The following is a 26980-nucleotide window of genomic DNA, read 5'->3' on the forward strand; positions in this document are numbered from 1 at the left end:
CTCTTTCATTTAATTTTTCGCCGATGGTACTTTGAAGAAATCTTTAGATAGATAGCCTTTGCCACTAATTAAATCATACTCCACCATCTTCAAATCTTCAGCAATCTCTTGCGCTTCTCCTTCCAAAGCTTTTTTGTCCACGCTGGCTTTTTTCAAAACCTCTGTAAGCAAAGCGTAGTATGGAGATACCTTAGAGTTGGTCTGTTCAAAGACCATGGCAGAGAAGTCACTTGAGTTGACCAAAGGATAATTCAATTTTGGAGCCTCAAAGTTGCTCCAAATAAAGTAATCCGTTTGGTACTGACCTTCCGGATTATTCTTAAAAGCAGACTCCGGATACAAACCAGGCAAATGATCTCCGTAAAAGACGACTGTAATCTTCTTATCAATTTTGGATAACTCTTCTAGGAAATCTTGGGTGGCATTGTCAGTATGATATAACATTCTGATGTATGCAGATAATTGCTTATTTGCATTATCAGAAAATCCTGGATAAGATGCGTTCATATCAATTGGATTAGGTTCATTCCATGGTGTATGATTTTGCATCGTCATTACTGAAAAGAATTGACTATCTTTATTCATATTTTTTAGTACTAATTGGTAAGTGGACTCATCACTATAATTCCCACCTATATTGTAACCCTCTTTTCCTTTATTACCATAATGAATAAATTTAGCAAAATCAAGGTTTCCATAAATAATATTACGCGAATAATTACTAGGACTAGCTATATGTATGACAATCCGATTATTAGAATTGAAAGAATTACTTATTGAAGGAAAGTAATTCATGACTGGAGCAACTTGTGTATATAATATAGAAATGGAAGGAGATAAGTTATACATAGGTAAACCAGTTAAGGTTTGAAACTCCATATTAGCAGTTCCACCTCCATAGCCATCCGATTTCATTAAACCACTTGTCGTACGTTTTTTTATTTCTTGGATTTTAGGAATAGGATTAGATGATACTTTCAAATCCTCAATACGCGAAGGATCAGAAAAACTTTCACTTAATACATAAATGACTGTTTGTTCGTTTATATTCTCTTTTCTGGTTAGATTTATATCAGCTGCAACTTTTTTATATTTTTCTTCAATTTTTTGAATAGAACTTTTACTATAATCTTTTGGCTTTATCATAATTTCTGATGTTAAATGAGAAAACCAAACATATGTTAATGATTTAATTTGAGCATTAGTTGTGTTTCCAAACCAAGAAATATCATGTTGATTGTTTAAAATGCCAATTATAGGGATACGGTCATCAACTTTGCCATCTTTTCTATGTTCAAAAACACTATAAATACCAATGAAGAATGAAAAGATTGAAATTATTACAATTCCTCTTAGATAGTAATTTTCCAATACTCTCCCATAAAGTAATATTTTTCTACAAAACAAGTACAACCCCAAAAATACCGCAACTATTAAAAACGCATATAAATACGATTGAGGCCCAAGCGAATCGAACATAATACCTGGATGTATCAACCAACTTAAATCACTCGGCAAAATAGGCTCTTGCCTATATTGAAACTTAAAATAGCTAGCTATTGATATACCAATGAGTAAGAATACACTTAAAAGAGTACTTAATAAAAACTCATTTAATAAACAATAAATAAGTAAAAATAATGCAAAAAATACAAGTACTTGAAAGGCGGTTGCACCAGAAAATAAATTTCTACCTAAAATAGTAACATCTGATCTAATACTATTTTGAATCGTATAATTAAAGATAATAGCAAAAAAAGAACTACAGACTAAGGCAGCACCGAATTTAGGTCTATTTCTGTATAATTCATCAATACCAATAATACTACAAAAAACAAAAGGAAAAAGTATGATAATTAAAAAAATAATAAATTTATCTAATTCCATTAAATATGAAAACTGGTTTTTAATCAGACCGTCTGTAAATAAATCTCTTAAATAACTAGTTTCCGGTAATATTTTATAAATTTTTGAATCAGTTAGACAAAAACCAATTAACATGAAGCTGTGGAATAATATTGAGTAATATTCCTTGTACTCAGAAACTTTAATAAGCCTATTCTCAAAAATAGGGCAATAAATTGAGATTACATAATGATAAATAAATGCAATTAAAAATATAGAGAAAAGAAATAGAAGAAAATTAACTTGAAAAAAGTCATTCGCTTTAAAAGAAAAAACATTATATTTTAAAACATTTATGTTTCTACTACATTCAATAATATACGACCCTGATAAGTATAGTAAGTATATAATACCACTCTTAATAAAAAAGTATCTTGACCAAATTTTTGATAGGACAACGGATATAAAACTAATACTTATAAAAAGGAGTAAGGGAGCATAATGAGAATACGAAAAATATAAAATTGAATGAGTGGAATTGAAAGGTAGAAAATAATTAAAATTGACAACTAACAATAAAATAAAGCTCACTAAGAATAAGCATATTTTAATGTATTGGTTTTTAATAAAGTTAAGCATCTTATTTTCTAAATATTCTCCTAACTAACTTTTTTATTCTGGAAATAAAATTATTATTTTCTACCGTCGCATCAGTTATACTATATACATTTGAAATCAATTGTTCATTTAAAACCGACATAGGAAAATCAGTTAAATGGTTGATTTGACTCTTTATGTAATTAGTCTGTTCAGAATTAACTTGAAACACCTTAACTTTTATAAATGGTACTTGTTGATTAAGAATTTCTTCGGGTCTATAATAAGAAAAATCAGGGTGAATGAGATCACCCGCATCTTCATTTATAGTATTAAAAACCACACCGTATTTAAATCCAGATTTAGTTAGAATACCAGTAAATCTTGTCTCGTAACGATCAATCACACTTCTTATATTGTCATAATCCCTAATACTTGTCCAAAATTTTTGAAAAACTTTTGACGACACAACTTGACGGGAATAAGAAACAAAATAACTCTGAAGATGTTCCTTAAAATATTTTGTTTTTCTAAAATTAGTCATTCCCCAAAAGTCAATATCAGCACGTTTTTCAAATTCTTCGAAATACTCTTTTAAATCCCATAAGGGCCCAATACATGTATCGTTCATCAAGGTAACCGAATCATAATCTACCAAAGAATTAAATCCTATATAGTTCATACCATCTCGCCAGGCAGCAAAATCATACCCAATATTCTTGCGTTGAATAACTTCATTAACTCCAATTTTTCTCAAAGAATTTAAATGTTCAGTGGATAAATAACTATTCGATATAAAAAGAACACGTGAAAATAAAGGTAAAAGTTGTTCTAATTGATATAGCACATGACTACTTAGCTTATCTGACTTGTTATAATGAACGTACAGTAGAATTCTATTCATCTACATCGTCTCCCATTTCCCATTCCTTTGCAATAATCCGGTAGCAGAATCTTTCGCTGACAAATCATCATCTAAAATATCTGTTCGATTTAATAAAATTATAGGTGAATTATTTCCCTTGGCAAATGCAAGCATTGTATTCGAGCTATCTCTTACTGAAACTTGAAGTTTTAATTTGATATCATTCAAGCTTGATAAACTACAAGAATAGCGGAAATTCTTTCTCCCTTTTCCATCAGTTAATAAATCTAAAGAATTATCATTATATACCCAAAGACCGCGATCAATTTCAGTTAGCGAGAAAGCTATGTAAGTTTCTATGTCCTGATTAACATCATATGAAACCTCAAACTCAATGGGATCTTCAGGACTTGACATTTTATTCGAAAGCAATTTTATATTTAAATTGCTTATAGCTGCATCATCAATTGTAACATCATCATTTGAAACTTTTTGATTTGCTGCATTATCATAACTATATTGATTTGCAACATCATCAGGATTTCCAACTACTTTAACTAAACCATTTTCAATTAAAACAGCCTTATTACAATATTTTTTTACAGCATTCATATCATGGGTTACAAGAATTGTCGTCTTACCTGATTTTTTGCGTTCCATAAAGTAATCATTACACTTACGTTGAAAAGCCTCGTCTCCAACCGCTAGAACCTCATCAAGAATAAGTATATCTCCTTGCGCTTTTATCGCAACCGAAAATGCCAAACGAACCTGCATCCCTGATGAATAGTTCTTTAACTTTTGGTTCATGAAATCATGCAACTCAGCAAAGTCTACGATATCCTCATACATAGCATCAATCTCAGCCGTTGAGAAACCCAGCATAGCGCCATTCATATAGACATTTTCTCTACCGGTCAACTCTGGGTTGAAGCCGACGCCAAGCTCGATAAAGGATACCAGTTTCCCATCGATGGTGACAAAACCTTTTTCCGGCACATAGATTTCAGAAATAATTTTTAATAGAGTAGATTTTCCAGAACCATTTCGTCCTACAATACCATAGAAATCTCCCTTTTCAACTTCAAAAGAAATGTCACGTAAAACTTCTTGTTTTTTGTAACCCTTAATCCCCCTAAATCGGTTTACTAAAGTTGTTCGTAAACTTTGAGTTGATTCAGTTGGTAACTTAAAGTATTTGCTGACATGATCAACTTTAACTGCAATATTACTTGACATTATAAAATCTCCGCAAATCGTTTAGAATTTCTGTTAAATACAATAACTCCAATAATAAATACAACTATTGGAATACAATATGGAATACATGCAATTAACTTATTATCAAACAAGTCCCAGCCACGAGGATTAACTGGATCAATAATATAGTGACGCATATCTTGCAAAATTTGTGCAATTGGGTTCATCATCAATAGTTTTGCAACATCAGTATGATTTCGTTGTAATAAATATGTAATTGAATAAATAATTGGGCTCGCATACATTCCAGCCTGTAGCACTACTTCCCAAACTGGACCAATATCACGGTATTTAACAAATAGAGCTGATAGGATAAAAGCAAAGCCTAATGAAAGAAAAAGAATCTCAATAAACAAAGGAATGATTACAAGAGTATGAATCCCAAATGAGACATTATTAATCAAGGCAAAGGTGAACACAACTAATAAATTAATCGAGAAGTTAATAGCAGCTCCTAGCACCGATGAAACAACAATAGTCTGTTTTGGAAAATTCAACTTTCTCAACAAATCGCCTCTTGAAACAATAGACAACATCCCCATATTTGTCGCTTCTGTAAAAAAGCTCCAAAAAATCATCGACAAAAGCAATCCAACTGCGTAGTGCGGAGTTCCATCATCAAATCTTAAGAATCGAACAAATACCACATACATGATACTAAACATCATCAAGGGTTTCAGAATTGACCAAAGGTAGCCAATAGCTGAGCCCTGATAGCGTAATTTAAAATCTGTTTTGATTAATTCTCGTAATAAAATTCGATTTTTCTGACTAAAAACGTCAAACATTATTTTTTACCTCGATATGCAAACTTTGTCAGAATCAAGCTGGTAAACACAAAGGTGTGAAAAGCCCGGTTCTTCCGATAACCATACTGACGAATCCGTCTCTGACGTTCTTTTAGTGGAACGTCCATGATGGTCACAAAGTTTTCAATAATTTCTTTATTTTGGGGGCTGACTGGCAGATCCAATAAATTTTTTGCTTGTTCTTGACTGGATTCAATGAGCTTCCAATACTTAGCAAACAGAATATGAGGGCGAACCCAGTTTTTAACCCGTTTTCTAAGTGTACGAGCACCCAGAACATTGCTACTGTGCTGCCGGTACAATTCTGTCGGCTGATCGATATAGATCAACTTTCCAAAGGCAGTTGCTAGTAATGCTAAATACCAATCATGCATGAGAAGCGCATGTTTTTCTTGACCTGTCCATAAGTCAGCCAACGCGTGGTTAATCATGGCTACACCACCAGTTACCGTATTTTCCGTCAGCTCTTGAATCAGTTCTGTATTGGCATGATCAGACTGGGTGCGAATCATACTCTCATGTTGCACGTTCAAGTTTTCATCGACCACTTTTAAATCTGTGTAGACCAGCAAAGGCACTTCTTGAGGGTGCTTGGCCACTTCTGCTACTTGAAGAGCAATTTTTTCAGGAAGCCAGACATCATCTTGGTCACTGAAGCAATAAAGATCTGCTTTTTCATATTTCAAGAGGGCGTGGAAGCTCTTGATAACACCAAGATTTTCGATAGCATCTTGATTGATAAAGCGAATGCGCTCATCCTGGCCTATCAACTCTTGAATAATCTCCACCGTACCGTCGGTTGACCCATCATCTCGGATCAAGAGTTGCCAATCCTGATAAGTCTGGTCTTGGATACTTTTGACCTGCTCTTTTAGATACTGTTCACCATTATAGGTGGACAACAAGATATTTACTTTCATGATAAGAATAATTCCTCGTACTCACCTACAATTTTTTCCCAGGTAAAGTTTTGCTTCATATTAGCTTTGGCAAGCCGACCCCATTCAGATACATCTTCTAGGGAATCGACTTGATCAATTAAATGGGCTAAATCTCCTGTCTCTTTGGTCCAATATTGGGCTGTATCCTTTGCGACCGTTTGGTTAAAGGAGACTCCTAAAACCAAATTGAGATCCGTCTGGGCGAGAGCCTCTAAGAGACCCGGATTGGTTCCGCCCACTTCATGACCATGGATATAGGCAAAAGCCTCTTTACGGATATACTTCAACAGGTCTTGATCATAGACCGTTCCTACAAACTTGACGCGTGGATCCTGGTCAAAGCCTGTTCGAGACCTTAGTTCTTCAAAATAGGGATTGCCTTCATGGTTACAAATGATCACCAAATCCCGCTTGGTAGAAGAGGTCATAAATTCACGAATGGCGGTCTCGTAATTGTTTTCTGGAACAAAGCGACCCAAGATTAGGTAATAGCTTTTCTCTTGTGTCTGCCACTTCTGATAGAGTTCTCTGACTTTCTTATCCTGACTGGTCAAGCTTGTTGGAGACAAGTCTGTCCCATAGGCAATATAAGTCGTCTTAGACCAAGGGTAGGCTTCATTGATATAGGATTCAATCCCTGGGTTGTCAGAAATCACCAAATCAGCGTGGCGTGACATGATCTTTTCAGAATACTTGAGATAAGCTTGGATCGGTTTGGCCCACTTGGCCCGCTTCCACTCTAGTCCATCTGGATTGATATAGAATTGACCGCCCATCTTATGAATCTTGCGTGCAAAAGGCGACACAAAAGCCCCAATTGTATTGCCCAGAACATAAAAAATCGGCTGTTCAATTCCCTGCTTCTTGATGAACTTCAAGGCATAGTTGATGGCCATCATGTCATAGGCAATGACCCGTGCTGGCCCAAGTTTTGGTGCTTTAATCGTAAAACAATCGACACCCTTGTAGTCAAAATGATGATAGGCTTGATCATTAGAAAGGCAGGCAACATGGTACTGGATAGCTGGAGACACTTGATGGGAAACCAATCGGTCCACAAAAGTCTCAAAACCGCCATATTGAGCCGGAAGCCCACGACTTCCGATAATAAAAACGTGTTGCATATTATTCCCTTTCTAACAATTTACAGTCTGTTCAATTATATCATTTTAAAGAAAGCTTGTATAATCAATTGTAGTGACAGTATTCATTTGTAATCATTCTATAACTTTTTTAATACAAATAAGTTTTTAATAAAATTTCTAAATATATTAATTTTAGATGATTTTACACCTTTAAGATTAAAAAATTTGTCACTTTCCTTTACACTAACCTCTACATCCTCATTTACATGTTTCAAAATATACTTATACGCATTTTCTAAATTATATATTGCTGTTATATTTTCTTTATTTTGTACCATTTCATTTTTCTTCCTAGAAAAATTTGTCAATAAATTTAAAATATGTCTTGATAAATCAGCTATATCCCCCAAGCAGTACATTTCTCCTTGTATAAATAGGTCCTTAACAGATCTATATCCTTTGTTATTCGATACAATTGTTGGAATGCAATTTATTAGTGCTTCAATATATACCATTCCAAACGTTTCTATTTTAGATGTAAATACACATATATCTTTATCAGTTAAAAACTCCCAAGGATTTTCAAGAAATCCTATAAAATGAATATTTTTAATGTCATTTTTTTTGATATAACTCTTACATTTTTTTGCATATTCTTCATCTTCTGCACCGATAAATATCAATGGAACATTTGAAATATTTGAATTATGATAAGCTTTTATTAATTCCAACTGATTCTTATTCTCAGTTATTCTTCCAATCTGAATAATCCTATAAGAACTAGAATTTTTTAAATTTGTACCACTTATTTGAGAGTATGGTATAAAACTTAAAATATTCTTACCAGTTAATAATTGTGATAATTCCTTTTGTAAAGCACCAGATACTGCAAAAATTTGATCAGAATAATATTCAATAAAATCAAGTTTTTCTTTATAATAACCAAATTCTCCCTCAGGAAATTCATGAATTAGCCAAAAATGGCGAATATTTTCCTCTGCTGCAGCCAAAGCCCCCTGGAAGACATTAGCTGTGTTACTAATAACTAAATCAACCTTGTTCTGATTCAAAATTTCTCGAATTCTTTTAATATTATCCCTATAACTTTCTAATCGCTGATTATGAGTTCCAGGTAATCCACCCGGAGCTTCTTCCCACCACCACTTAACTGCTGGAATACCAAAAGCTTGAATTTCAGCTTTCTTCATCTGTTCCAAATAAGTTTTTTGAACTGGTACACGATAATCAGGGAAGACGTTTAAGACTCGAAAACCTTTACTAACTAGAAATTTCATCAAATTAAAAATTGAAATTTCGGCACCATTATCCATCGTTCCAGTAGGTGAAATAAATAAAATTGTTTTAGTCATAACAACTCCTAAAATACCCAATAAAAAGGAATTAATAAGTAAAGAGAAATCAGATAATTGAATAATAAGGTAACTACAGTAATAGTTATCAACTTATGTTGTTTAATTTTTAAGTTACCTAAATTAGCAATTATAGGCAAAAATAAGATGAGAAATGGAGTAAAATATCTTCCCTGACTTCCAACAGAAATATTCGCCCCATTTCCTAACACTATAGGTGTCCATTGTAGATACATGACTGTTACTGTTGCAAGCACTTGTATAGGGAACAATAAAGAAGAAATAGTTGCAAAATCTTTAGTGAAGAAATATTCTTCGCTTGATAAAAACACAAGAAATAATATACATATGTTTACAAAAATTAGCCATAATGGAAGCTGGATAGTGAAATTCCCAAAATAACCAAACATACCTATTGTCAAAATAGTATTTAAATCCCCATTCATGTGTTGCTTTAATAATGTATTCGATAACACTCGAATGTAGTGGATGACTCCACCGTTATCTCTCATTAGATAATATAGAACAGAGAAGATTACAAGCAATAGAACTAAGTAAAACACATACTTAAATTTGGAAATAGTCTGTTTAATCACTCTTAAAGGCGTATTCAAAAAACTAAATATACCTTCAAAATTTAATGGTATAAACGGAATAAGACATAGCAGTAAAAAGTTATTCGGTTTAGTTGCTAAAAGCAATAATGATATAGGTACCAATAACAATCCGTCTTTGTTTGAAAAAGTCTTTTTGTATGCTAAATTCGTTATAAAACCAATTGCTAACATGATTTCTAAATAATTCATTACATCATAAGATAAAGAAGATGCTTGTTGAACCATTATTGGTTGTAACGAAATAAAGAAAAGAGCTAATTTACCATATTTAAAATATTTAATTAAACAAAAGATACCTATAATATAAGCTAAGGCATTAAAAAATCTACCCATATAGATGATCATGCCAACTGTTGGTTTTATCAAACTTCCTAATGTCATGCCAATCAACTGAGGAAGGAAAGAAAGAGATTTAAGGTTTAGAGTGACTTGATAAGGTTCATTTTCCATATCAAGTTTTTGATTAAGAACCTTTTCATAGTCAGAAGGGTTTACATGAGCATCACTCGAAATCTCATTCATCCATTTAAAGGATTGTAGAGTTGGTTTGTGTAAAACTTCCCAAGTCATACGAGCATGATTCATTTCATCAGGAACACGATTGATCGGAAACACAAACATAAATGAGAAAATAAAAATCGTTGCTAATATGAAAAATAAATTTTCAATTTTTGTTTGTTTAATTCTGTTCAAAATAAATCACCATTTCATCTTTCTTGCTTAAGGTACAATTCTCAAGAACATCCTGATAAGCGGCGTCTGCAATTTCCTGTCTTAGTTCGGTAGATAAAACCAAGGCTTCAAGCTTGTCAAACCACTCATCATCAGTAGCTAACAGCCCTGTTTCACCATCAATAATTGCATCCGAAAAAGCTCCTATCTTGCTCGCTACTGTAGGTACTTTCACCAAGGCTGCTTCAATCCACTTAATCTCAGATTTGGCACGATTAAAAATAGAGTTTACAAGCGGTGCCAGGTTAATATCAACCTCACTAATCAAGGCAGGCAATTTGTCCCAATCCACATAATCGTGAGTTACAATTTGATTTTCAAAGGGCTTCATATCTTGAGGGATATCAAGAATTCCGACTATATGTAATTGTACATTGCTATATTTTGTAAGCAATTGCTTAATAGCTGGCTTAATCAATTCAAAATTTTCATTATGACTAATTGAACCAGAGAAATAACCAATCTTAACAATGTCAGATATTTGAGAGTAATCTTTAATATATTGACTACTGATAGCGATTAAGTCATCAGAAGCCAAGTTGCGATTAAGTAAAACCTTACTTTGGTACTTATACAACTCCTCCTGCAACTGATTCGTCGAAGTAATGGCACCATCACAATTTTTTAGCATATAGCCATAATTTCTAACACCTGCATCATAGTTCCCTTTTTCAACCGAATTCAAGCCTTGCGTATAACTTAATTGATCAGTATAAACCGTATCAAATACTAAATCATCAATATCAAAGAAGACAGGTTTTCCATATTCCTTTGCCAAATGACAGAGACGCAAAAGTTCAGGTGAAACTGGTGAACGGTAAATAATAATATGACTCGCGTTTTGAGCCATCGATAGTTGGAAATCAGATAGATTAACAACCTTGACTGCAAAACCATGCTTACGTAATTGCTCCGCCTTATTCAAGACACGGTAACGGGTACATTGCGGAATAATATTTTCAACCCCATCAATCAATAGAATATATTGATCACGTGGAACAGCCTGAAACTTATTCACAATATCTTCCAAAATGGACACTGGGTAATCCGTTTCTTCTGCAACAAACTCTAACAAGTCAGGGACTTCTGAATCACGATCCAGACCTTGCCACAAGAACTGGTCTTCATCATAATTTTTCAGAGCTGTGTATTTGACCAAAGGACTACCTGCTTTGAGCATCTTAAGTGGGTGAATATACATAGCAGAATCTTCGTATTCTTGCACAACTGCATCGAAACGATAACCCAAATCAGCAAAATGCTTGGTAAAACGTGTCTCATGTCGACCAATAGCCTTATCACGAGAATCTGTATCCGTCAAATGCGTCCAGTACTCATAAAAGGCATCATCATTTAGCATAAGTTTTTCAATTACTAGGAAATAAGATTGAAGATGCTTAGGAATATAGCCATAAGGATTCTCCTTAGTAACATCCTCTTGCTCTTCTCCAAAGGAAATTCCCCAGAAATCTAGTCGCTTATCAGCCATTTCCTGGAATACTTGAGACAGATCTCTCATCGGACCAATATTGGTATCATTCACCAAGAGAAGCTGATCGTAATCCTTAAGCTTGTCTTTACCAAAGGCAAAGATACCCTCTCTAAAGGCTGCAGTATCATAACCCTTATTGTCACGGGTCAAAACTCTACCATAATTCTCAAGGCAATTAATATCATCATCGTGAAGTTGTCCATTGACAACTACAATAACATCATCTACCAATGGAACCAAGGCTTGCAAGAAACGTAACTTGTATTCTTGAAGATGAGCTTCAGACTCAAAAATAACATAAACTAGCGCTTTCTTACCGTTATATGATAAAGCAGAGCGTTGACTGTTTCTGAGACGGCGTAACTGACGAACCTTAAGTGGTGTTATTCGACGACGTAGTTGTACAACTTTGACTTTTAAAGCCCTCAAATAATTTTTAATAGCTTTGGGATTCTTAGCAATTACTCCAGCTGTCTTTATAGGAGTAACAAGGGCGTTCCCTAAACGATATGACAGTGATCCTCTAATAAGCTCCATTTCTTTATGGGCATCTTCTAATTGCTTAGCTTGTGTATACTTCCTTCGTTCAAGTTGACCACGTTCTTTTTGCAACCTCTTTACATAATCCGTTACTTCACTGTGATGATTTATCAAGTCTTCTAATCGATTCTCTAAAATCAATAAATTATCACAAACCGCTTGATAGATATCATGTGGAAGCTTATCCAGATATTTCTCAAGAACTTCAAGATAAATTTCATAATGGTAGCGAACAGAGTCCCTTTTTGAAATCGAATCTTTCTCAAAAACACGATAATTAAGCTTGGTATTTGGCTGATATACTGCTTTAGCACCTTTATTGATAATAAGGTTCAAGAAAAAATCATAGTCTTCAAGTTTTTTCCCTGATAGTTTTTCATCATAATAGATACCCTTTAATATTGATTTTTTTACTAAAGAACAATTTGAAATATAATTTGATACCAATAAGCTGTGCAATTCAAACTCTTGGGCTTTTAGGTAGACTTCATTTTTTTCAAAATTGAATAGATCACAATACACTATATCCGCTTGATGATTAATCGCACAATCAAATAATTCCTCTACATATCTATCATCCAAGAAATCATCACTATCTACAAATAAAAAATAATCCCCATTTAAAAGATTGAGCCCTTTATTCCTTGTTCTCACAACACCAATATTTTTGTGAGATTCAAATATCGTAACGAAAGGTGAATCCTTCAAAACCTCTCGGATAATTTGGTTAGAACTATCCGTCGAACCATCATCAAGAACAATTAATTCAATGTTTCGATAGGTTTGGTTAAAAATACTTCGCAAACATTGTTCAATATAATTTTCATGGTTGTAACATGTTACAACTACTGATATTAATTTAGTCATTTTTCTATCCATTCCGGTATTTATTCTAATAAAAAAATCAAAGTTTATAAATTAAATATTTATGATACACTTTTATTCACAAAAAACATAATAATCTCAATCTTCTAAAAGAGTACGTATAATACTAATTATACTACAGTTTTAAAAAAAAATGGAAAAACACATTGATAATAAAAAAAGTAGAATGAATCTACTTTTAATAATTTTCTCTATGCTTCATCATTAAATAAATTTCATTTATAAACTTACAAGTTATTATAAAAATACTTAACATTATTGGTAGATAAGTCCTAGTACCTGAAGCATACAAAGTCGGTGAAAAGGAAATAACCATACGTCCCAACAGACCAATTACAAACAAATAGAATAGCCAAATCTTATCTGTAGAATCTGAAAGGCTCCATATAATAAACAGTAAAATAAACAATATAACAAAATAGAATAGAACTGCTCCAAAATAAACGAAATTAAATTCAAATGTTCCACTTTCTCTAGCAACTTTACTAATAGCGGAAAGTGTGAACAGTACACTTCTCCATTCAAACTTATGACCTAGTACAGATAATAACACAACTGTAGAGAGTATAAAAGTAGTAAACTTATTTTTATAAATAGATAAAATTATCGATACAATTAAAAATAAAATTACAAATGCAAATGAGACGGATAACAGGCCATCTCCTGTTTCTAAAATGCCTAGTCCTACTTTTTGAATACTATTCAAATTAATAAAATTTGGAAACCAAGAATCTACATTTTTCATAAATCTTATTGTATTTCCAGGAGCTAATTTCGCTGATAGGATCCCTAATGAAGCAACCACAACAAATAGAATATTCCAGTATCTGTCACTGTTAATCTTCCAATCTCTAATAAGTTCAAAAACAATCCATAGAAAGGCATAGATTGCTAATTGTTCTTGCATGACAGCAAATACAAAACTCACAAAACTAGTAATCTTTACCCACTGGTTTGAGGAATAACGAAAATAAAGAGAAAATAACAAGAATGAAGCCGGAAAAATATAATTTACATAAGTTGGAATTGATCCTGCACTCAAAAATTCACTTGCTGGAATACAGATGAATAATAAGAAACCTGGAAGCCATGGAAGTTCCTTTGAGAACTTTCTACTAGGCAATAGCAATACAAACGTTGCCAAAGTAGACACAATGACAAATAGTTTTTCATGTACAGAAAATAAAAGCGTTGCCGATTCAATTAATAGTCTGCTACTCCATGTAAAATAGCGGTCAATTCCAAAATAGAGATAATTATATTGATATTCTTCTGCATATTCAAAAATGCTGTTTGATCTCCAACTGGTGTAATTTTATTATTAATATAAAATTGAATTGCATACAATGTAGCTATAATAAATATATATAAATAAAATCTCTTGCTGTTTTTCATTTTTTCTCCCTAAACATAAAAGACTAATTATTCGAATGTTGACTCTTCACATATTGTCTCATCAGCAACTTAGCGATCCAATTAGGCCAGAAGAGTTGATACATGTATAGATCTTCTTTACTACGAGTATTGTCTGCAATGGTTTTTGATGTTTCAGACTCTCCATGGATACGGTGGCACATAAGCTTATCAGGTACATAAGTAAAACGACCTTTATACTCACTAATCTTATACCATGCGTACCAATCCAAACTCACTCTCATTCCTTCATCAAAGTAGAAATTCTTCAAATTTTCGAGATTATAGGTAACCGCTGGACAACAAATCGGATTTCCAAAAGCCATTACACGGTTGCGCCAGAAATGACTTGCTGGAAAAAGCCCCATAGTTTTTAACATCAAGCTTTTGATCTTCAAATTCGTATTAGCTGGAATTTTATGACCATCTTTTTCTTCAAAATAATCAGAATAACCAATTAAGACATCTGGATGCTTTTCCATCTTAGATAACACTTTCTCAGCATATTCTGGCTCATAATAGTCATCCTGATGGGCAATAGTAGCAAACTTTGTCTCTACAAAAGACAAGGCATTATTCCAATCCTTGCCAATTCCGCCACCTTGCTTCGTATAAAATGGAATGTCATACCGCTGACAAAGTTCCTTGATTGAATTCAGTGGTGTTGAACTATAACAGATAATCTGTGATTGGAGAGTTTGTTGCTTCAATGATTGAATACATGCTTCTAAGTATTCACTCTCTCCATATGCACAAATCACCCAAGTATGATTATCCTTCATCATTCTCCTCTTTCGTTTCTACGTGACTTTTTAGAATAGATAATTCCTGAACTAAATGTTTTATCTGCTCTTTTTGTTTAGATAAAGTCATGGTTTGTAAAAAAGCGATGACCAACAAGAAAAAGATGGCAAGTGACAGCAAAAAATTCGATGTCAAAGCAAATCCAAGTAACCTAGCAAAATAACCAGGAATAACATCAAAAATAGAAATAATAATCATGACAAAACTGATTACAATCCACATGAATGCCTGTTCAAATAAGATATTATTTTTGTTGATATTTCTGATGACTAGATAAAGAAAAAAGATTGAAGCTACCAACATAACGATAGATAATACTGACATTATTCACTCTCCCTCATAAAGGCTGCGATTAAAATGGATGAACATACTTCAATCATGTAACGAATAGACTTGATAGGAGTGATGGATGACACTCCGCCTGTTCGTTCAAACATATTAGCAGGCTTCTCTACAACCTTATATTTACGTTTCAAAATGTGAACAATGGTCTCTGGTTCTGGATATTTGATTGGGTAACGCTTAGCAAATTGTTTGATCACAACTTTGTCAGCTAATCGATATCCCGAAGTTGTGTCTAAGACTCTTTGACCTGTTGTCCACTTAATCAAGTTAGAAATAACTCCTATACCAAAGCGTCTCATAAAAGTCGTTTGAAATTCTGATTTGACGTCACCAACAAACCGAGATCCAATAACTAGGTCTGCTTCGTTTTTTCTAATTGGTTCTAGCAAATCTGACAAAGATTCGATATCATGCTGACCATCACCATCAAATTGAACAGCAACATCGTAATCATGCTCAAGTGCATATTTGTAGCCTGTTTGAACCGCACCACCAATCCCAAGATTCATCACAAGGTTAACAGCATTAAAATGATTCTCTTTCAGAATTTGTTTTGTCTTATCTGTTGATCCGTCATTGATAACCACATAGTCCAAATCAAAATCAACCTTTTTACGGTAATCCACGATACTCGTTACCGTGTCAAAAATGCTTTCCTCCTCATTGTAGGCAGGAATTATCATTAAAACTCTCAACTACTTCTCCTTTCCCTTACAGTAAAATCTCGAAAACAGTGAAACTAATCTCAAATGTTCTAAAGTTCTAAATGCCATTACCGAAATAACTGTTTGAATTCTTTCTCCAGTTATCTCAGATGATAATGGTGTTAAATTTGAATCAATATTTTCTTTAGAAATCCATTGCTTAATTCTTCTATATTGATCCATAAATGACGAACTTGAAGCCGCTCTTCCAGAAAAGAGTAGGTACCAAATGTAATATCGCTTTATAAAATAGCGAATATATTTTGAATCACCAGCAACTTGAAGCAAGTGACTTAAGAAATACACAATATCTATTTTAGGATTAAATCCTCTTTGAGATGTGTTTGAGATACTCTTCTCGTTAAAAAACCAATTATAGCCGTTATAATCAATAATTTTAACCTTTTCTGTCAAATTGTAAGCAGTCAAAGTAAAGACAACATCTTCACCTATTGGATAATCAAAGAACTCGATATTATTATCTATTAAAAATGAAGTTCGATAAATACGTGCCCAAGGTGCAACGACTATATACTTAGACCATTCAGATTGTGTTAAATCTTGCTTAAAAAGTGTCTTCATTTCCTGATTAACACGCTTATACCCCCCAAGAACAATATCTAGTTGTTCCTGATCTATTGCATTATAAAAACGCTCTAAATAATCTAAATCAACAAAGTCATCATTATCAATAAAGACGATATACTCACCCTTAGCTAGGTGTATTCCTTTATTTCTAGTTTTAGCAACTCCTTCATTTTCTTTATCAATTACTCGGATAAAATCATTAGCAGCAGCATACCTTTTAATAACTTCTAAACTATTATCTGTAGAGCCATCATTTAAAAGAATAATCTCAAAATCTGTAAATGATTGATTCAGAAGAGAATCCATACATTGTTTAATTCCCTCTTGTGCGTTATATACAGGAACAATTACTGAAACGGTTGGATTAGACATATTATACTTTCTATCTATGTTTCTATTAAGCATTAAATCTTTTTATAAAATTTCATCAAATATGGGAACATCTTGATTGATAATCTTAGTCCAATTACTTTTGCCATCATACCAGTGTATTTGAAGGCTCTATTCTCAATCTCATGTGAAAATTTAAGAAGAAATTTATATTCTCTAAGTAAACGTTGAATCTCAGGATGACTAGAATATTGATTAACAAAAGGTAAGATTGAAATATAAGAAATCGCAAAATAAATATTCAATGCATACTTAACATTAGAACTCAATTTGTCAATATCAGTCAAACCAATTTCGATGCTCTTTAAAATATCAATCACGTTTTGTTCTTTAATGATATTGGTAATACTTCCTAAGCGATTCTGTCTATATTGATAGCAGTCTACATTCACAATCGAATAAGAAGATATTAATTTTAATAGATCTGCGCAATATAAACAATCCTCAGATAAAAAGCCAATAGGAAAATCTAAACCTTGTTTAAACAAATTTCTTCTCACGCATTTATTCCACGCTGGTGCAGTTAAAACCTCATTTTTAACTAATTCAGCTAGTTCATCATTGATATCACCTTGATTAGGAATAAAATCGAAACTAACCTTAACACCATCGTCTGATCCATAATATTTATTATAAGAAAGTACAATGACATCACTTCGATAGTTTTCAATATTTTCCGAAAGTGTATTAAGAAATTCTGGATTACTCCAAAAATCATCCCCATCAACAAATAATAAATAATCTCCCTTAGATTCTTTTATCCCAGTATTTCTTGCCGAGGATAAGCCACCATTTTCTTGATGAATAGTTCTAACAACTTCATATTTAGATGATAATTCATCACAAAGTTTACTCGTTAAACCATCTGTTGAACCATCATCAACAATAAGAACTTCATATTCTGAATTAGGGAAATTTTGATCTGCAAGACTATAAACACATTCTTCTATATACTCTGCCACATTATAGGCAGCTACTACAATTGAAAATTTCATTTTACTTATTCTTTCTAATAAAAGTGTATGGATTCGTTATAAAATAGATGACTAATGAAGCTACTAACCAGGCTACCATTGAGCAAAGAAATGATAGAGAGGCTCCAAAGATTTCAAATTTTGATACTAAGGGTTTAGCAGTTAAGAGAGACACAATATACCCTACTATAAATGAAATTACCAAATAGCGTTGCTTCCGGAATACTGTTAAAATGTTATCACATACAGTTGAAAATGTACTTGCTATCCCCCCAAATAGCAATACTATAAAACTTGTTTTATATTGTCCTAGATCTGTCCCATATACAATATTTAAAACTGGAATCGCAAGAAAGACACCTAAAAGGAAAATGAAGGTACACGCACCAAATAGAATCTTGAAGAGATTATTTTTGTATGTTACAAAATGTGATATTTTCTTTTCTTCCAAGAAGACAGCGAGTTGCGTGATCATTGGCCTAAGAAATACAATCATAAGATTCATTGCAAATATTGGTGTAAACAAAATACTAAAATCTCGCTGGACACCATTTCCAATCAAACCTTGATTAAATATATCATTCAAAGCATATTTAGGCTGATTGTAAATTGAGACCAACAAAAAAGCATTAATAAATAAAGGTGAACAATCTTTCAATACACTTATAACATTACTCGGCCTAACACTCTTAAGATTTAAGCGATGGAAGACTTTTGAATATGGGTAATCGAAAAGAGTAATAAAAACAAATGAAATGATAGTTTGTGCTACCACAGACCACAATAGGTTTTTAGAGAGGAATAACGTTAAAGCAAAAACAAATGTGGAAATGGTATTTCTCAGAAAAAGTGATTTCCCAGCAATATCCAAACGTTCTTTCTGCTGAAATAATCCTTGAAAGACATCTGATAAGGCTTCACTAACTCGGAAAAAAGATACCCAAAATATTATTCCAAGATTTGAGTGAGTATTTGTATTCAAAATTAAATAAGCCACTAAAAGAAGAACCATTGCAACATTAGAAATGATTCTTGTGACGAAATAAGTATCAAAAGAATACTTCTCTCTTATATCTGTCGCTTGGAAATCTCTAACTTGAAAACTTGCTACAATAACAAAGAGATTCGCAATTGCATAGGCAAAACTATAGATATCCGCTGAAGCACTATTTAAAGCACGTGTAACAATAAAAAGAAGTATAACTGAAACAGCTGCTGAAGACAGACTTCCTAAAATATTCCAGAAAAACACCTTTTGGGCAGTTACTTTTTTCAAGTTTGACTACTCACTTTCTATAAGCATATTCTATTAATTATACCATAAAGACAATAAAAAAGTGAGGAGGCTCTGATATACTTCCTGTATTATGACTAGTAAAAATACTAATTTACAATGGCTTTAAGGATAATATATTTATTATTTCATTAATTTAAATTAAGCGCTACAATGTATGATATTTTTAAAAAGAAAAAAAGATTATTGTTTCACTCTAATTGAGAAACAATAACCTTACTTTCTTCATTTATTGTCTATTTTACAATATCTAAGTATAGTGGACATAGTTACAATTTGAATATATTAAAAAATCCCATTAATTTTAAAATACATTGGTTAATTACTTCTTTTAAGCTCAATGATTATATTTTTAACGAATTTTAAAACTCCAGTTATGATATAGGTGATAAAAAGAGATTGGCATAACAAAAAGAAAACAATCAAAGGGAATTTCGGTAAAATACTTGCAAAATCCCCCCATTTCGCTATCATTTTTGGATACCAATATAAATCTCCGATCACCGACAATAAGTAAATAGGAAGAGTATTCTTAGAGATGAATAGAATAACTCTTTGCAACCACTCATTTTTAATAACGACTTTTAATTGAATAACAGAATAAAAGATTAACGAAGATAGTAGAAAAACTGGAAGAACACCGTATTCTATCCCAAAACTAGATTCTGATATTACTGATAATCCCAAAACGCTTAAAACATCAAGAACTATAATGACTAAGACAATTTCTTTAATAGACGACTTCTTCTTAAAAGAAGCAATATGAGCACCTACAAGATAATATGTAATAGGCCAGAGTCCCTTCCAATAATCAGGAATTAGGTGAGATAAAATAATTCTATATTGTTCGTTGTTATTAAACAATGAAAGAGTAGCTGGGATAACAGTTAATAGTACTAGAACACCTAATGCAATAGCTTGACTTCTACGATTATTAAAAGATTTGAAACCTGCGTTTAAAAATGGAATCATTAGATATAACCCAATATACATATTTACGTACCATGCATAGTGGCTAAAGGAAAATATGTTAACTAGTAACTTCCAAAAATATTCTAAATTAATAACTCTAACGTCGAAAAAAGTATAGATAGAAGCTGCAAGACAGTATATTCCAATTACTGGTAGTAATTTTATAAAGTAAGATTTACTATAGGTCTTATCTTTCATTAAATAACCTGTAGTCATAATAAATAAGGGAACACAGGTCATAAAAATCATCCAAATAAAAGATGATAAAAAAATACTTTTAAATGTATAGGAACGACCATAATAATTGGTGTGAAGAAAAAAATGCACAGCTACTACAAATACTATTGCAATACATTTTAGTATATCTATATTTAGTTTTCGCTCTTTCATAACTCTCCTTATTGTACTACTGAATGAAAAGATGGCTTCGTACCATCTTTCCATTTTAATTATTTCACTTCTTGTTTATAGAACTCTTTCAAGGCATCTTGCCAAGTTGGAATGACGAACCCTGTAGCCTTTGCCTTAGCCAAACTCATTGTTGAGTTAAACGGGCGTTTTGCTTTCGCTGGGAACTGGCTAGAATCCACTGGTTTCACTTCAACATCAGTATCTTTGAGAATCTCAACTGCAAAGTCATACCAAGTTGTATCTTCTTTCGCATCGTTAGACAAGTGGTAGTAACCATATTCTTTACGGTTTTCAGCTAAATAAGTCATAAACTCAGCCAAAGTCCGTGTCCAGGTTGGACGACCATGTTGGTCGTTGACGACAGTCAAAGTCTTATGAGTCTTCGCAAGGTTTTGCATGGTGAAGACAAAGTTCTTGCCGTAGTTTCCAAATACCCAAGCTGTACGGATGATATAGAAGTTAGATACATACTTCTCAACCAATTCTTCTCCCATACGTTTGGTACGACCGTACTCTGTTTGGGGATCCGGTTGATCGTCTACTTCCCATTCTTGTCCCACTGGCTTATTGCCATCAAACACGTAGTCCGTAGAGATATAGACTAAGGTAGCCCCATGTTTTTCGGCAGCCTTAGCGACATTTTCAGTACCAGTCACGTTGATAGCATAGTCAAGTTCTTTACCTTCATCCTCAGCAGCATCAACAGCTGTGTAGGCAGCACAGTGATAGACCAAGGTTGGTTTTACTTCAGCAAAGACCTCATTTACTTTCTCTGCATTTGTGATATCCATTTCAGCTACATCAACGGCTACATATTCTTCATTTCGTTCATCCAACAAATGGCGAAGTTCAGTTCCAAGTTGACCATTTGCTCCTGTAATTAAAATCATGTTAAATTCCTTTCATATGCTTTTTCCCTATCATTATAGCAAAAAAAGCAGAAGTTTTCTGCTTTTTACTCACTTTTCTCTTTGATGACATAGATTGGACGTTTCTTAGTCTCCATGAAGATCTTACCGATATATTTCCCTAAAATCCCAATAGTTAGTAATTGGAATCCTCCTAGAAAAAGAATCACTGTCATGAGAGATGGCCATCCAGAAGTGGGATCCCCAAAGACTAAGGTCCGGATTACGATCAGAATCACCATGATAAAGGCCAAGATCCAAGATAAAAGTCCACCAATAAAGGCAATGTTTAGTGGGGCATCCGAGAAATTGACAATCCCTTCGATCGAGTATTTAAAGAGGGACCAAAAATTCCAAGATGTCTCTCCTGCCACGCGCTCTACATTTTTATATTCGAGGTATTCTGTCTCAAAACCTACCCAAGCAAAAATCCCTTTTGAAAAACGATTGTACTCCGATAACTCCATAATGGCATCAACCATTGGGCGACGCATCAAACGGAAATCACGCGCTCCGTCAACCATTTCTACTTGACTGATATGATTGATCAATTTATAAAACATCCGTGCAAAGAAGGAACGAATCGGTGGTTCACCATCACGGGTTACGCGTCGGGTTCCGACACAGTCCAATTCTGAATTTTCATCCAATTTTTGCTTCATTTGAACCAGTAATTCAGGAGGATCCTGCAGATCCACATCCATGACGGTCACATATTCACCACTAGCACGCTCAAGTCCAGCATAGAGTGCTGCTTCTTTCCCAAAATTCCGAGAAAAAGAAAGGTAATGCACATTTGAATCTGTAACATGTAGCTTTCGAAGAACGGATAGCGTAGCATCTGAAGAGCCATCATTTATAAAAATATATTCAAACTTTTCTCCCATCTCCATCCGAACACGTTCCATTTCCCTATAAAACAATGGAATCGATTCTTCTTCGTTAAAACACGGGACTACAACTGATAGTGTCAAAACTAACTCCAATCATTATTAATAATACTATTCTATCACAGAATTGACCTTTCTTCTAGTTTATTAATAAACATTAAGAATTTTCTCAAACCTAAACAGTATTAAAACAAGCCCATACCCTCTATTCACACAAATAAGCAAGTTCCAATCCGGTTTTTAACCGCTAGAAACTTGCTTTAGCTTTTATAGAAATGCTCTCCTACTTCCGATACATCTTCACTTGTAGGTAGAGGTCGTTATAAACGCCTAACCACTTCTTGCCAAGTTGTTCGTAGACTTCTAAGTTCTTTAGCGTGTCATCACTTGGGTAGAAGGCTTGGTCTTCTTGGACCTCTTTTGGTAGCATCTTCTTAGCTTCTTTATTCGGTGTGGAATAACCGACATAGAGAGCATTCTTATAAGCATTTTCTGGGCGAAGCATAAAGTTGATAAAGGCATAGGCTGCTTCTTTATTCTTCACCGTCTTTGGAATAACGATATTATCAAACCAAAGGTTGCTGGCTTCTGATGGGACGACGTAGCGGAGGTCCTCATTGGCTTCCAGCATTTGACTGGCTTCACCGGAGAAAGTCACCCCAATGGCTGCATTATTTTGGATCATGTAGCCTTTCATTTCATCGGCTACAAGGGCCTTGATATTAGGCATCAAGGTATAAAGCTTATCCACAGCTTCTTGGAGTTGCTGAGGATCCTTGGAGTTGAGACTATAACCTAAGCTATTAAGTCCAATCCCCATGACCTCACGCGCCCCATCGTACATCATGATATCATTCTTGTACTCTGGTCTCCATAGATCCTCCCAGTGCTCAGGCGCCTTATCAACCATCTTGCTATTGTAGATGATACCAAGGGTCCCCCAGAAATAAGGAACTGAGTACTGATTGTCTGGGTCGAAGTCTAAGTCCAAGAAGCGTGGGTCGATATTGTCCAAGCCTTTCAATTTAGACTTATCCAACTTTTCAAGCAAGTTTTCGTCCATCATCTTAGCGATCATGTACTCACTTGGAATGGCAATATCGTATGCTGTCCCCCCTTGCTTGATCTTGGTGTACATAGCTTCATTGGAATCAAAGGTATTGTATTGGACTTGAATGCCTGTTTCCTTGGTAAATTCCTTGAGCAATTCTGGATCGATATAATCTCCCCAGTTGTAGATGACCAGCTTATCACTGTCTTTTGGATTAGTCTTGGCTTCAAGACGGGCACTTAGTCCCGCTAATACGAGAATCACCACGATAATGCCTAGCAAGAATGAATAGAGTTTTTTCATACTGTCTCCTCCTTCTCTCTAGTGATGAAGTAATAGCCGACCACCAGTAAAATACTGAAGAGGAAGACCAGGGCAGAAAGGGCATTGATATTCAACGAAATCCCTTGGCGAGCCCGTGAGTAGATCTCAACAGACAAGGTCGTAAAGCCATTTCCTGTGACAAAGAAGGTCACCGCAAAGTCATCCAAGGAATAGGTAAAGGCCATGAAGTAACCGGCAATGATCGCAGGTGTCAAATAAGGAAGCATGATTTCTTTCAACATCTGCACCTGAGTAGCTCCTAGGTCATAGGCCGCATTGATCATATCACGGTTCATTTCCTTCAAGCGTGGCAAGACCATCAAGACCACGATTGGAATAGAGAAGGCTACGTGACTCATCAAGACAGAGGCAAAGCCAAGCTGGAACTTGATCGTCGTAAAGAGGATCAGGAAGCTAGCCCCGATCATAACGTCAGGTGCCACCATAAGGATGTTATTGATGGACAAAAACGGTCCTTCAAACTTCTTCTTAGATTGGTAAATATAGATCGCCCCAAAGGTCCCAATAATGGTCGCAATCAAGGCTGACAAGAAAGCCAAGAGGAAGGTCTGTGAGAGGATCAACATAAGACGCGTATCCTCAAAGAGACTTTGGAAATGCTCCATGGTAAAACCAGTAAAAGCATTCATATCCCCACCAGCATTAAAGGCATAGGCAATCAAGTAAAAGATTGGCAGATAAAGGAGTAGGAAAACCAATCCTAAATAGATACGTGAAATCTTTTTCATCGTTCACTCCTTTCTCTCGTTACCCACATGACTAAGAGCATAGCAAGGATCAAGACCACTCCAATGGTTGATCCCATTCCCCAGTTTTGTGTCGTGAGGAAATGCTGCTCGATGGCAGTCCCCAGAGTAATCACCCGGTTTCCTCCGATCAAACGCGTCAACATGAAGAGACTCAAACTTGGAATAAAGACCGATTGGACTCCAGAGCGAACCCCGTTCATAGACAGCGGGAAGACAACCCGACGGAAGGTATCCCACTTATTAGCTCCTAGGTCATAGCTAGCATTGATGAGATTTGGATCCAAATCATCTAAGACATTGAAGATAGGAAGGATCATAAAGGGCAACTCAATGTAACTAGCGACAAAGATGAAAGAAAAGTCCGTAAAGAGGATCTGTTGAGGACCAATCCCGATAAAGCTCAAGAATTGGTTAATAGATCCCCCTTGACCAAAGATCCCGATAAAGGCATAAGCCTTGAGCAAGAGGTTAACCCAGGTCGGAAGGACGATGAGCATGAGCCAGAGCTGACGATGCTTGAGCTGGGTCAAAAAATAAGCTGTCGGGTAAGAAATCAAGAGCGTCACAAAGGTAACGATCCCAGCATAGAGAATGGAGTTGAAGCTCATCTTGAGGTAGGTCCAATTCTGCGCTGTAAAAAAGGTTTGGTAATTCTCTAAGGAACCCTGTCCCTGGACATTAACAAAGGATTGCCAAATAATCAAGGCTACAGGAGCCAAGACAAAGAGGAGGATCCAGAGAAAATAGGGAACCACAAAGAGGTTAGAGGTTGTTTTCTTCATCTCTTTCCTCCTCGATGGCATTGATCAATCCGGCTTCTTGCTCTTCCACTTCTACGTACTCTTCGATCCGTGCATCGAACTCTTCTTCCGTTTCATTGAGACGCATGACGTGGATATCTTCTGGTTCAAAGTCCAGACCGATTTCTTCACCTACGATTGCCTTACGCGTTGAGTGAATCATCCACTCATTGCCCAATTCATCATAGGCGATGATCTCATAGTGTACCCCACGGAAAAGTTGGGTATCCACTTTCACCTGGAGCTTGCCTTCTTCGGGCAGTGTGATTTGCAAATCTTCAGGGCGAATCACAACTTCGACCGGTTCGTTTGGTCTCATCCCTCCATCGACTGACTCAAAGCGTTTACCGTTGAATTCTACTAGGTAGTCTTCGATCATGATCCCTGGAAGGATGTTGGACTCACCGATAAAGGTCGCAACGAAATGGTTGATCGGCTCATCGTAGATATCGACTGGTGTTCCTGATTGGACAATTTCTCCTTCGTTCATGACGAAGATCCAGTCACTCATAGCAAGCGCTTCTTCCTGGTCATGGGTAACAAAAACAAAGGTAATGCCCAAGCGTTGTTGCAATTCACGAAGCTCATACTGCATGTCTGTCCGCAACTTCAAATCGAGGGCAGACAAGGGCTCATCCAAAAGGACCACTCGCGGTTCATTGATAATCGCTCGTGCAATGGCCACCCGCTGGCGTTGACCGCCAGAAAGTTTCTGGATGGAGCGTTTCTCAAATCCTCCTAATTGCACCATCTTAAGGACTTCAGTCACTCGTCTTTGAATTTCCGCCTTGTCTAGCTTCTTCAAACGAAGAGGGAAGGCAACATTCTCAAACACATTCATGTGTGGGAAAAGAGCGTAGGACTGGAAGACGGTATGGACATCCCGTTTGTTAGTCGGTAAATCATTGATCCGAACACCATCCAAGAGGACATCCCCTGTCGAGGCGTCTAACAAACCGGCAATAATGTTCAAAATCGTCGATTTACCAGATCCTGAAGCACCGAGGAGGGTATAGAATTTCCCTTCTTCCAACTCAAAGTTGATATCTTTGAGAACCACTGTATCGCTGTCTTCAAATACTTTTGAGACATTTCTAAACTCAATAATTGGTTTTTTCAATTCACATAAATTCCTTCTTTTTCATGCGTTTCCATCTGAGACCAACCACTAGTCTCATAGGCTGACGAGAATACCCGTCAGGCCACCAACACCTCTCGGGGACTTATAAGACTGCCCCACCTATTTTCGGTATCGATAGGCACTCACCCCCCTTCTAAAGTAGGAAGGGTCTACCCAAGAGTAG

24 protein-coding genes are annotated in these 26980 nt (G+C 34.9%); all 24 read right to left on the reverse strand.

The window, feature by feature from the left end:
* Nucleotides 1-9: 9 nt before the first annotated feature.
* Nucleotides 10-2001: an LTA synthase family protein gene (locus tag DW738_RS04100; RefSeq protein ID WP_347736698.1), complete on the reverse strand. Its 1992-nt coding sequence runs from the start codon at nucleotides 1999-2001 to the stop codon at nucleotides 10-12.
* Nucleotides 2002-2485: 484 nt separating this feature from the next.
* On the reverse strand, nucleotides 2486-3346 hold the full coding sequence (locus tag DW738_RS04105; protein WP_123160397.1) for a rhamnan synthesis F family protein: 861 nt from the start codon (nucleotides 3344-3346) through the stop codon (nucleotides 2486-2488).
* Complete coding sequence (locus DW738_RS04110) at nucleotides 3347-4546, reverse strand: ATP-binding cassette domain-containing protein (protein ID WP_123160398.1); 1200 nt, start codon at nucleotides 4544-4546, stop codon at nucleotides 3347-3349.
* A complete protein-coding gene (locus DW738_RS04115; protein ID WP_003006678.1) occupies nucleotides 4546-5355 on the reverse strand; it encodes an ABC transporter permease in 810 nt (269 codons plus the stop codon). The genes DW738_RS04110 and DW738_RS04115 overlap by 1 nt, the downstream gene beginning before the upstream one ends.
* Nucleotides 5355-6296 carry a glycosyltransferase family 2 protein gene (locus DW738_RS04120; RefSeq protein ID WP_123160399.1) on the reverse strand — a complete coding sequence of 314 codons (942 nt, stop codon included), beginning with the start codon at nucleotides 6294-6296 and terminating at the stop codon, nucleotides 5355-5357. The genes DW738_RS04115 and DW738_RS04120 overlap by 1 nt, the downstream gene beginning before the upstream one ends.
* Nucleotides 6293-7441, reverse strand: coding sequence for a glycosyltransferase family 1 protein (locus DW738_RS04125; protein ID WP_123160400.1), 1149 nt, complete (start codon nucleotides 7439-7441; stop codon nucleotides 6293-6295). The genes DW738_RS04120 and DW738_RS04125 overlap by 4 nt, the downstream gene beginning before the upstream one ends.
* Before the next feature lie 98 nt (nucleotides 7442-7539).
* Nucleotides 7540-8772: a glycosyltransferase family 4 protein gene (locus DW738_RS04130; RefSeq protein ID WP_123160401.1), complete on the reverse strand. Its 1233-nt coding sequence runs from the start codon at nucleotides 8770-8772 to the stop codon at nucleotides 7540-7542.
* A gap of 8 nt (nucleotides 8773-8780) precedes the next feature.
* Nucleotides 8781-10082, reverse strand: a complete 1302-nt coding sequence (locus DW738_RS04135; RefSeq protein WP_165852122.1) for a DUF2142 domain-containing protein — start codon at nucleotides 10080-10082, stop codon at nucleotides 8781-8783.
* Nucleotides 10069-13020, reverse strand: coding sequence for a rhamnan synthesis F family protein (locus tag DW738_RS04140; protein WP_165852123.1), 2952 nt, complete (start codon nucleotides 13018-13020; stop codon nucleotides 10069-10071). The genes DW738_RS04135 and DW738_RS04140 overlap by 14 nt, the downstream gene beginning before the upstream one ends.
* A 196-nt stretch (nucleotides 13021-13216) precedes the next feature.
* Nucleotides 13217-14182 carry a beta-carotene 15,15'-monooxygenase gene (locus DW738_RS04145; RefSeq protein WP_243634245.1) on the reverse strand — a complete coding sequence of 322 codons (966 nt, stop codon included), beginning with the start codon at nucleotides 14180-14182 and terminating at the stop codon, nucleotides 13217-13219.
* A 59-nt stretch (nucleotides 14183-14241) separates the two neighbouring features.
* Complete coding sequence (locus DW738_RS10385) at nucleotides 14242-14433, reverse strand: hypothetical protein (protein ID WP_243634246.1); 192 nt, start codon at nucleotides 14431-14433, stop codon at nucleotides 14242-14244.
* 23 nt (nucleotides 14434-14456) lie between these two features.
* Nucleotides 14457-15233: a glycosyltransferase family 2 protein gene (locus DW738_RS04150; protein ID WP_123160403.1), complete on the reverse strand. Its 777-nt coding sequence runs from the start codon at nucleotides 15231-15233 to the stop codon at nucleotides 14457-14459.
* A complete protein-coding gene (locus tag DW738_RS04155) occupies nucleotides 15223-15579 on the reverse strand; it encodes a DUF2304 domain-containing protein (protein WP_123160404.1) in 357 nt (118 codons plus the stop codon). The genes DW738_RS04150 and DW738_RS04155 overlap by 11 nt, the downstream gene beginning before the upstream one ends.
* Nucleotides 15579-16295 (reverse strand): glycosyltransferase family 2 protein, encoded by a 717-nt coding sequence (locus DW738_RS04160; RefSeq protein WP_165852124.1) that lies wholly within the window; start codon nucleotides 16293-16295, stop codon nucleotides 15579-15581. The genes DW738_RS04155 and DW738_RS04160 overlap by 1 nt, the downstream gene beginning before the upstream one ends.
* Nucleotides 16296-17264: a glycosyltransferase gene (locus DW738_RS04165; protein ID WP_123160516.1), complete on the reverse strand. Its 969-nt coding sequence runs from the start codon at nucleotides 17262-17264 to the stop codon at nucleotides 16296-16298.
* A 32-nt stretch (nucleotides 17265-17296) separates the two neighbouring features.
* Nucleotides 17297-18277 (reverse strand): glycosyltransferase family 2 protein, encoded by a 981-nt coding sequence (locus tag DW738_RS04170; RefSeq protein WP_123160406.1) that lies wholly within the window; start codon nucleotides 18275-18277, stop codon nucleotides 17297-17299.
* 1 nt (nucleotide 18278) lies between these two features.
* Nucleotides 18279-19532, reverse strand: coding sequence for a polysaccharide biosynthesis C-terminal domain-containing protein (locus DW738_RS04175; RefSeq protein ID WP_123160407.1), 1254 nt, complete (start codon nucleotides 19530-19532; stop codon nucleotides 18279-18281).
* Nucleotides 19533-19868: 336 nt separating this feature from the next.
* Nucleotides 19869-20912 (reverse strand): acyltransferase family protein, encoded by a 1044-nt coding sequence (locus tag DW738_RS04180; protein ID WP_165852125.1) that lies wholly within the window; start codon nucleotides 20910-20912, stop codon nucleotides 19869-19871.
* 59 nt (nucleotides 20913-20971) lie between these two features.
* Complete coding sequence (gene rfbD, locus DW738_RS04185) at nucleotides 20972-21823, reverse strand: dTDP-4-dehydrorhamnose reductase (protein ID WP_123160409.1); 852 nt, start codon at nucleotides 21821-21823, stop codon at nucleotides 20972-20974.
* A gap of 65 nt (nucleotides 21824-21888) precedes the next feature.
* Nucleotides 21889-22815, reverse strand: a complete 927-nt coding sequence (locus DW738_RS04190; protein WP_123160410.1) for a glycosyltransferase family 2 protein — start codon at nucleotides 22813-22815, stop codon at nucleotides 21889-21891.
* 199 nt (nucleotides 22816-23014) lie between these two features.
* Nucleotides 23015-24085 carry an ABC transporter substrate-binding protein gene (locus DW738_RS04195; protein ID WP_123160411.1) on the reverse strand — a complete coding sequence of 357 codons (1071 nt, stop codon included), beginning with the start codon at nucleotides 24083-24085 and terminating at the stop codon, nucleotides 23015-23017.
* Nucleotides 24082-24855: an ABC transporter permease gene (locus DW738_RS04200; protein WP_123160412.1), complete on the reverse strand. Its 774-nt coding sequence runs from the start codon at nucleotides 24853-24855 to the stop codon at nucleotides 24082-24084. Before DW738_RS04200 ends, DW738_RS04195 begins: the two co-directional genes overlap by 4 nt.
* Entirely contained in the window at nucleotides 24852-25658 is an 807-nt protein-coding gene (locus DW738_RS04205; RefSeq protein WP_023023685.1) for an ABC transporter permease, read from the reverse strand. Before DW738_RS04205 ends, DW738_RS04200 begins: the two co-directional genes overlap by 4 nt.
* Entirely contained in the window at nucleotides 25639-26796 is a 1158-nt protein-coding gene (locus DW738_RS04210; protein ID WP_023023687.1) for an ABC transporter ATP-binding protein, read from the reverse strand. The genes DW738_RS04205 and DW738_RS04210 overlap by 20 nt, the downstream gene beginning before the upstream one ends.
* Between the last annotated feature and the right edge of the window lie 184 nt (nucleotides 26797-26980).

The sequence above is a fragment of the Streptococcus sp. AM28-20 genome (genome assembly GCF_003603595.1).
Lineage (GTDB): Bacteria > Bacillota > Bacilli > Lactobacillales > Streptococcaceae > Streptococcus > Streptococcus ilei.

Excerpts from the sequence above, each read along its gene's own strand:
- DW738_RS04120 (WP_123160399.1), bottom strand. The coding sequence starts at position 6,296 with ATGAAAGTAAATATCTTGTTGTCCACCTATAATGGTGAACAGTATCTA.
- DW738_RS04200 (WP_123160412.1), bottom strand. The coding sequence starts at position 24,855 with ATGAAAAAGATTTCACGTATCTATTTAGGATTGGTTTTCCTACTCCTT.
- DW738_RS04130 (WP_123160401.1), bottom strand. The coding sequence starts at position 8,772 with ATGACTAAAACAATTTTATTTATTTCACCTACTGGAACGATGGATAAT.
- DW738_RS04100 (WP_347736698.1), bottom strand. The coding sequence starts at position 2,001 with ATGTTAATTGGTTTTTGTCTAACTGATTCAAAAATTTATAAAATATTA.
- DW738_RS04205 (WP_023023685.1), bottom strand. The coding sequence starts at position 25,658 with ATGAAGAAAACAACCTCTAACCTCTTTGTGGTTCCCTATTTTCTCTGG.
- DW738_RS04150 (WP_123160403.1), bottom strand. The coding sequence starts at position 15,233 with ATGAAGGATAATCATACTTGGGTGATTTGTGCATATGGAGAGAGTGAA.
- DW738_RS04115 (WP_003006678.1), bottom strand. The coding sequence starts at position 5,355 with ATGTTTGACGTTTTTAGTCAGAAAAATCGAATTTTATTACGAGAATTA.
- DW738_RS04180 (WP_165852125.1), bottom strand. The coding sequence starts at position 20,912 with ATGAAAGAGCGAAAACTAAATATAGATATACTAAAATGTATTGCAATA.
- DW738_RS04155 (WP_123160404.1), bottom strand. The coding sequence starts at position 15,579 with ATGTCAGTATTATCTATCGTTATGTTGGTAGCTTCAATCTTTTTTCTT.
- DW738_RS04105 (WP_123160397.1), bottom strand. The coding sequence starts at position 3,346 with ATGAATAGAATTCTACTGTACGTTCATTATAACAAGTCAGATAAGCTA.
- DW738_RS04140 (WP_165852123.1), bottom strand. The coding sequence starts at position 13,020 with ATGACTAAATTAATATCAGTAGTTGTAACATGTTACAACCATGAAAAT.
- DW738_RS10385 (WP_243634246.1), bottom strand. The coding sequence starts at position 14,433 with ATGAAAAACAGCAAGAGATTTTATTTATATATATTTATTATAGCTACA.
- rfbD (WP_123160409.1), bottom strand. The coding sequence starts at position 21,823 with ATGATTTTAATTACAGGAGCAAATGGTCAACTTGGAACTGAACTTCGC.
- DW738_RS04110 (WP_123160398.1), bottom strand. The coding sequence starts at position 4,546 with ATGTCAAGTAATATTGCAGTTAAAGTTGATCATGTCAGCAAATACTTT.
- DW738_RS04195 (WP_123160411.1), bottom strand. The coding sequence starts at position 24,085 with ATGAAAAAACTCTATTCATTCTTGCTAGGCATTATCGTGGTGATTCTC.
- DW738_RS04125 (WP_123160400.1), bottom strand. The coding sequence starts at position 7,441 with ATGCAACACGTTTTTATTATCGGAAGTCGTGGGCTTCCGGCTCAATAT.
- DW738_RS04170 (WP_123160406.1), bottom strand. The coding sequence starts at position 18,277 with ATGAAATTTTCAATTGTAGTAGCTGCCTATAATGTGGCAGAGTATATA.
- DW738_RS04165 (WP_123160516.1), bottom strand. The coding sequence starts at position 17,264 with ATGTCTAATCCAACCGTTTCAGTAATTGTTCCTGTATATAACGCACAA.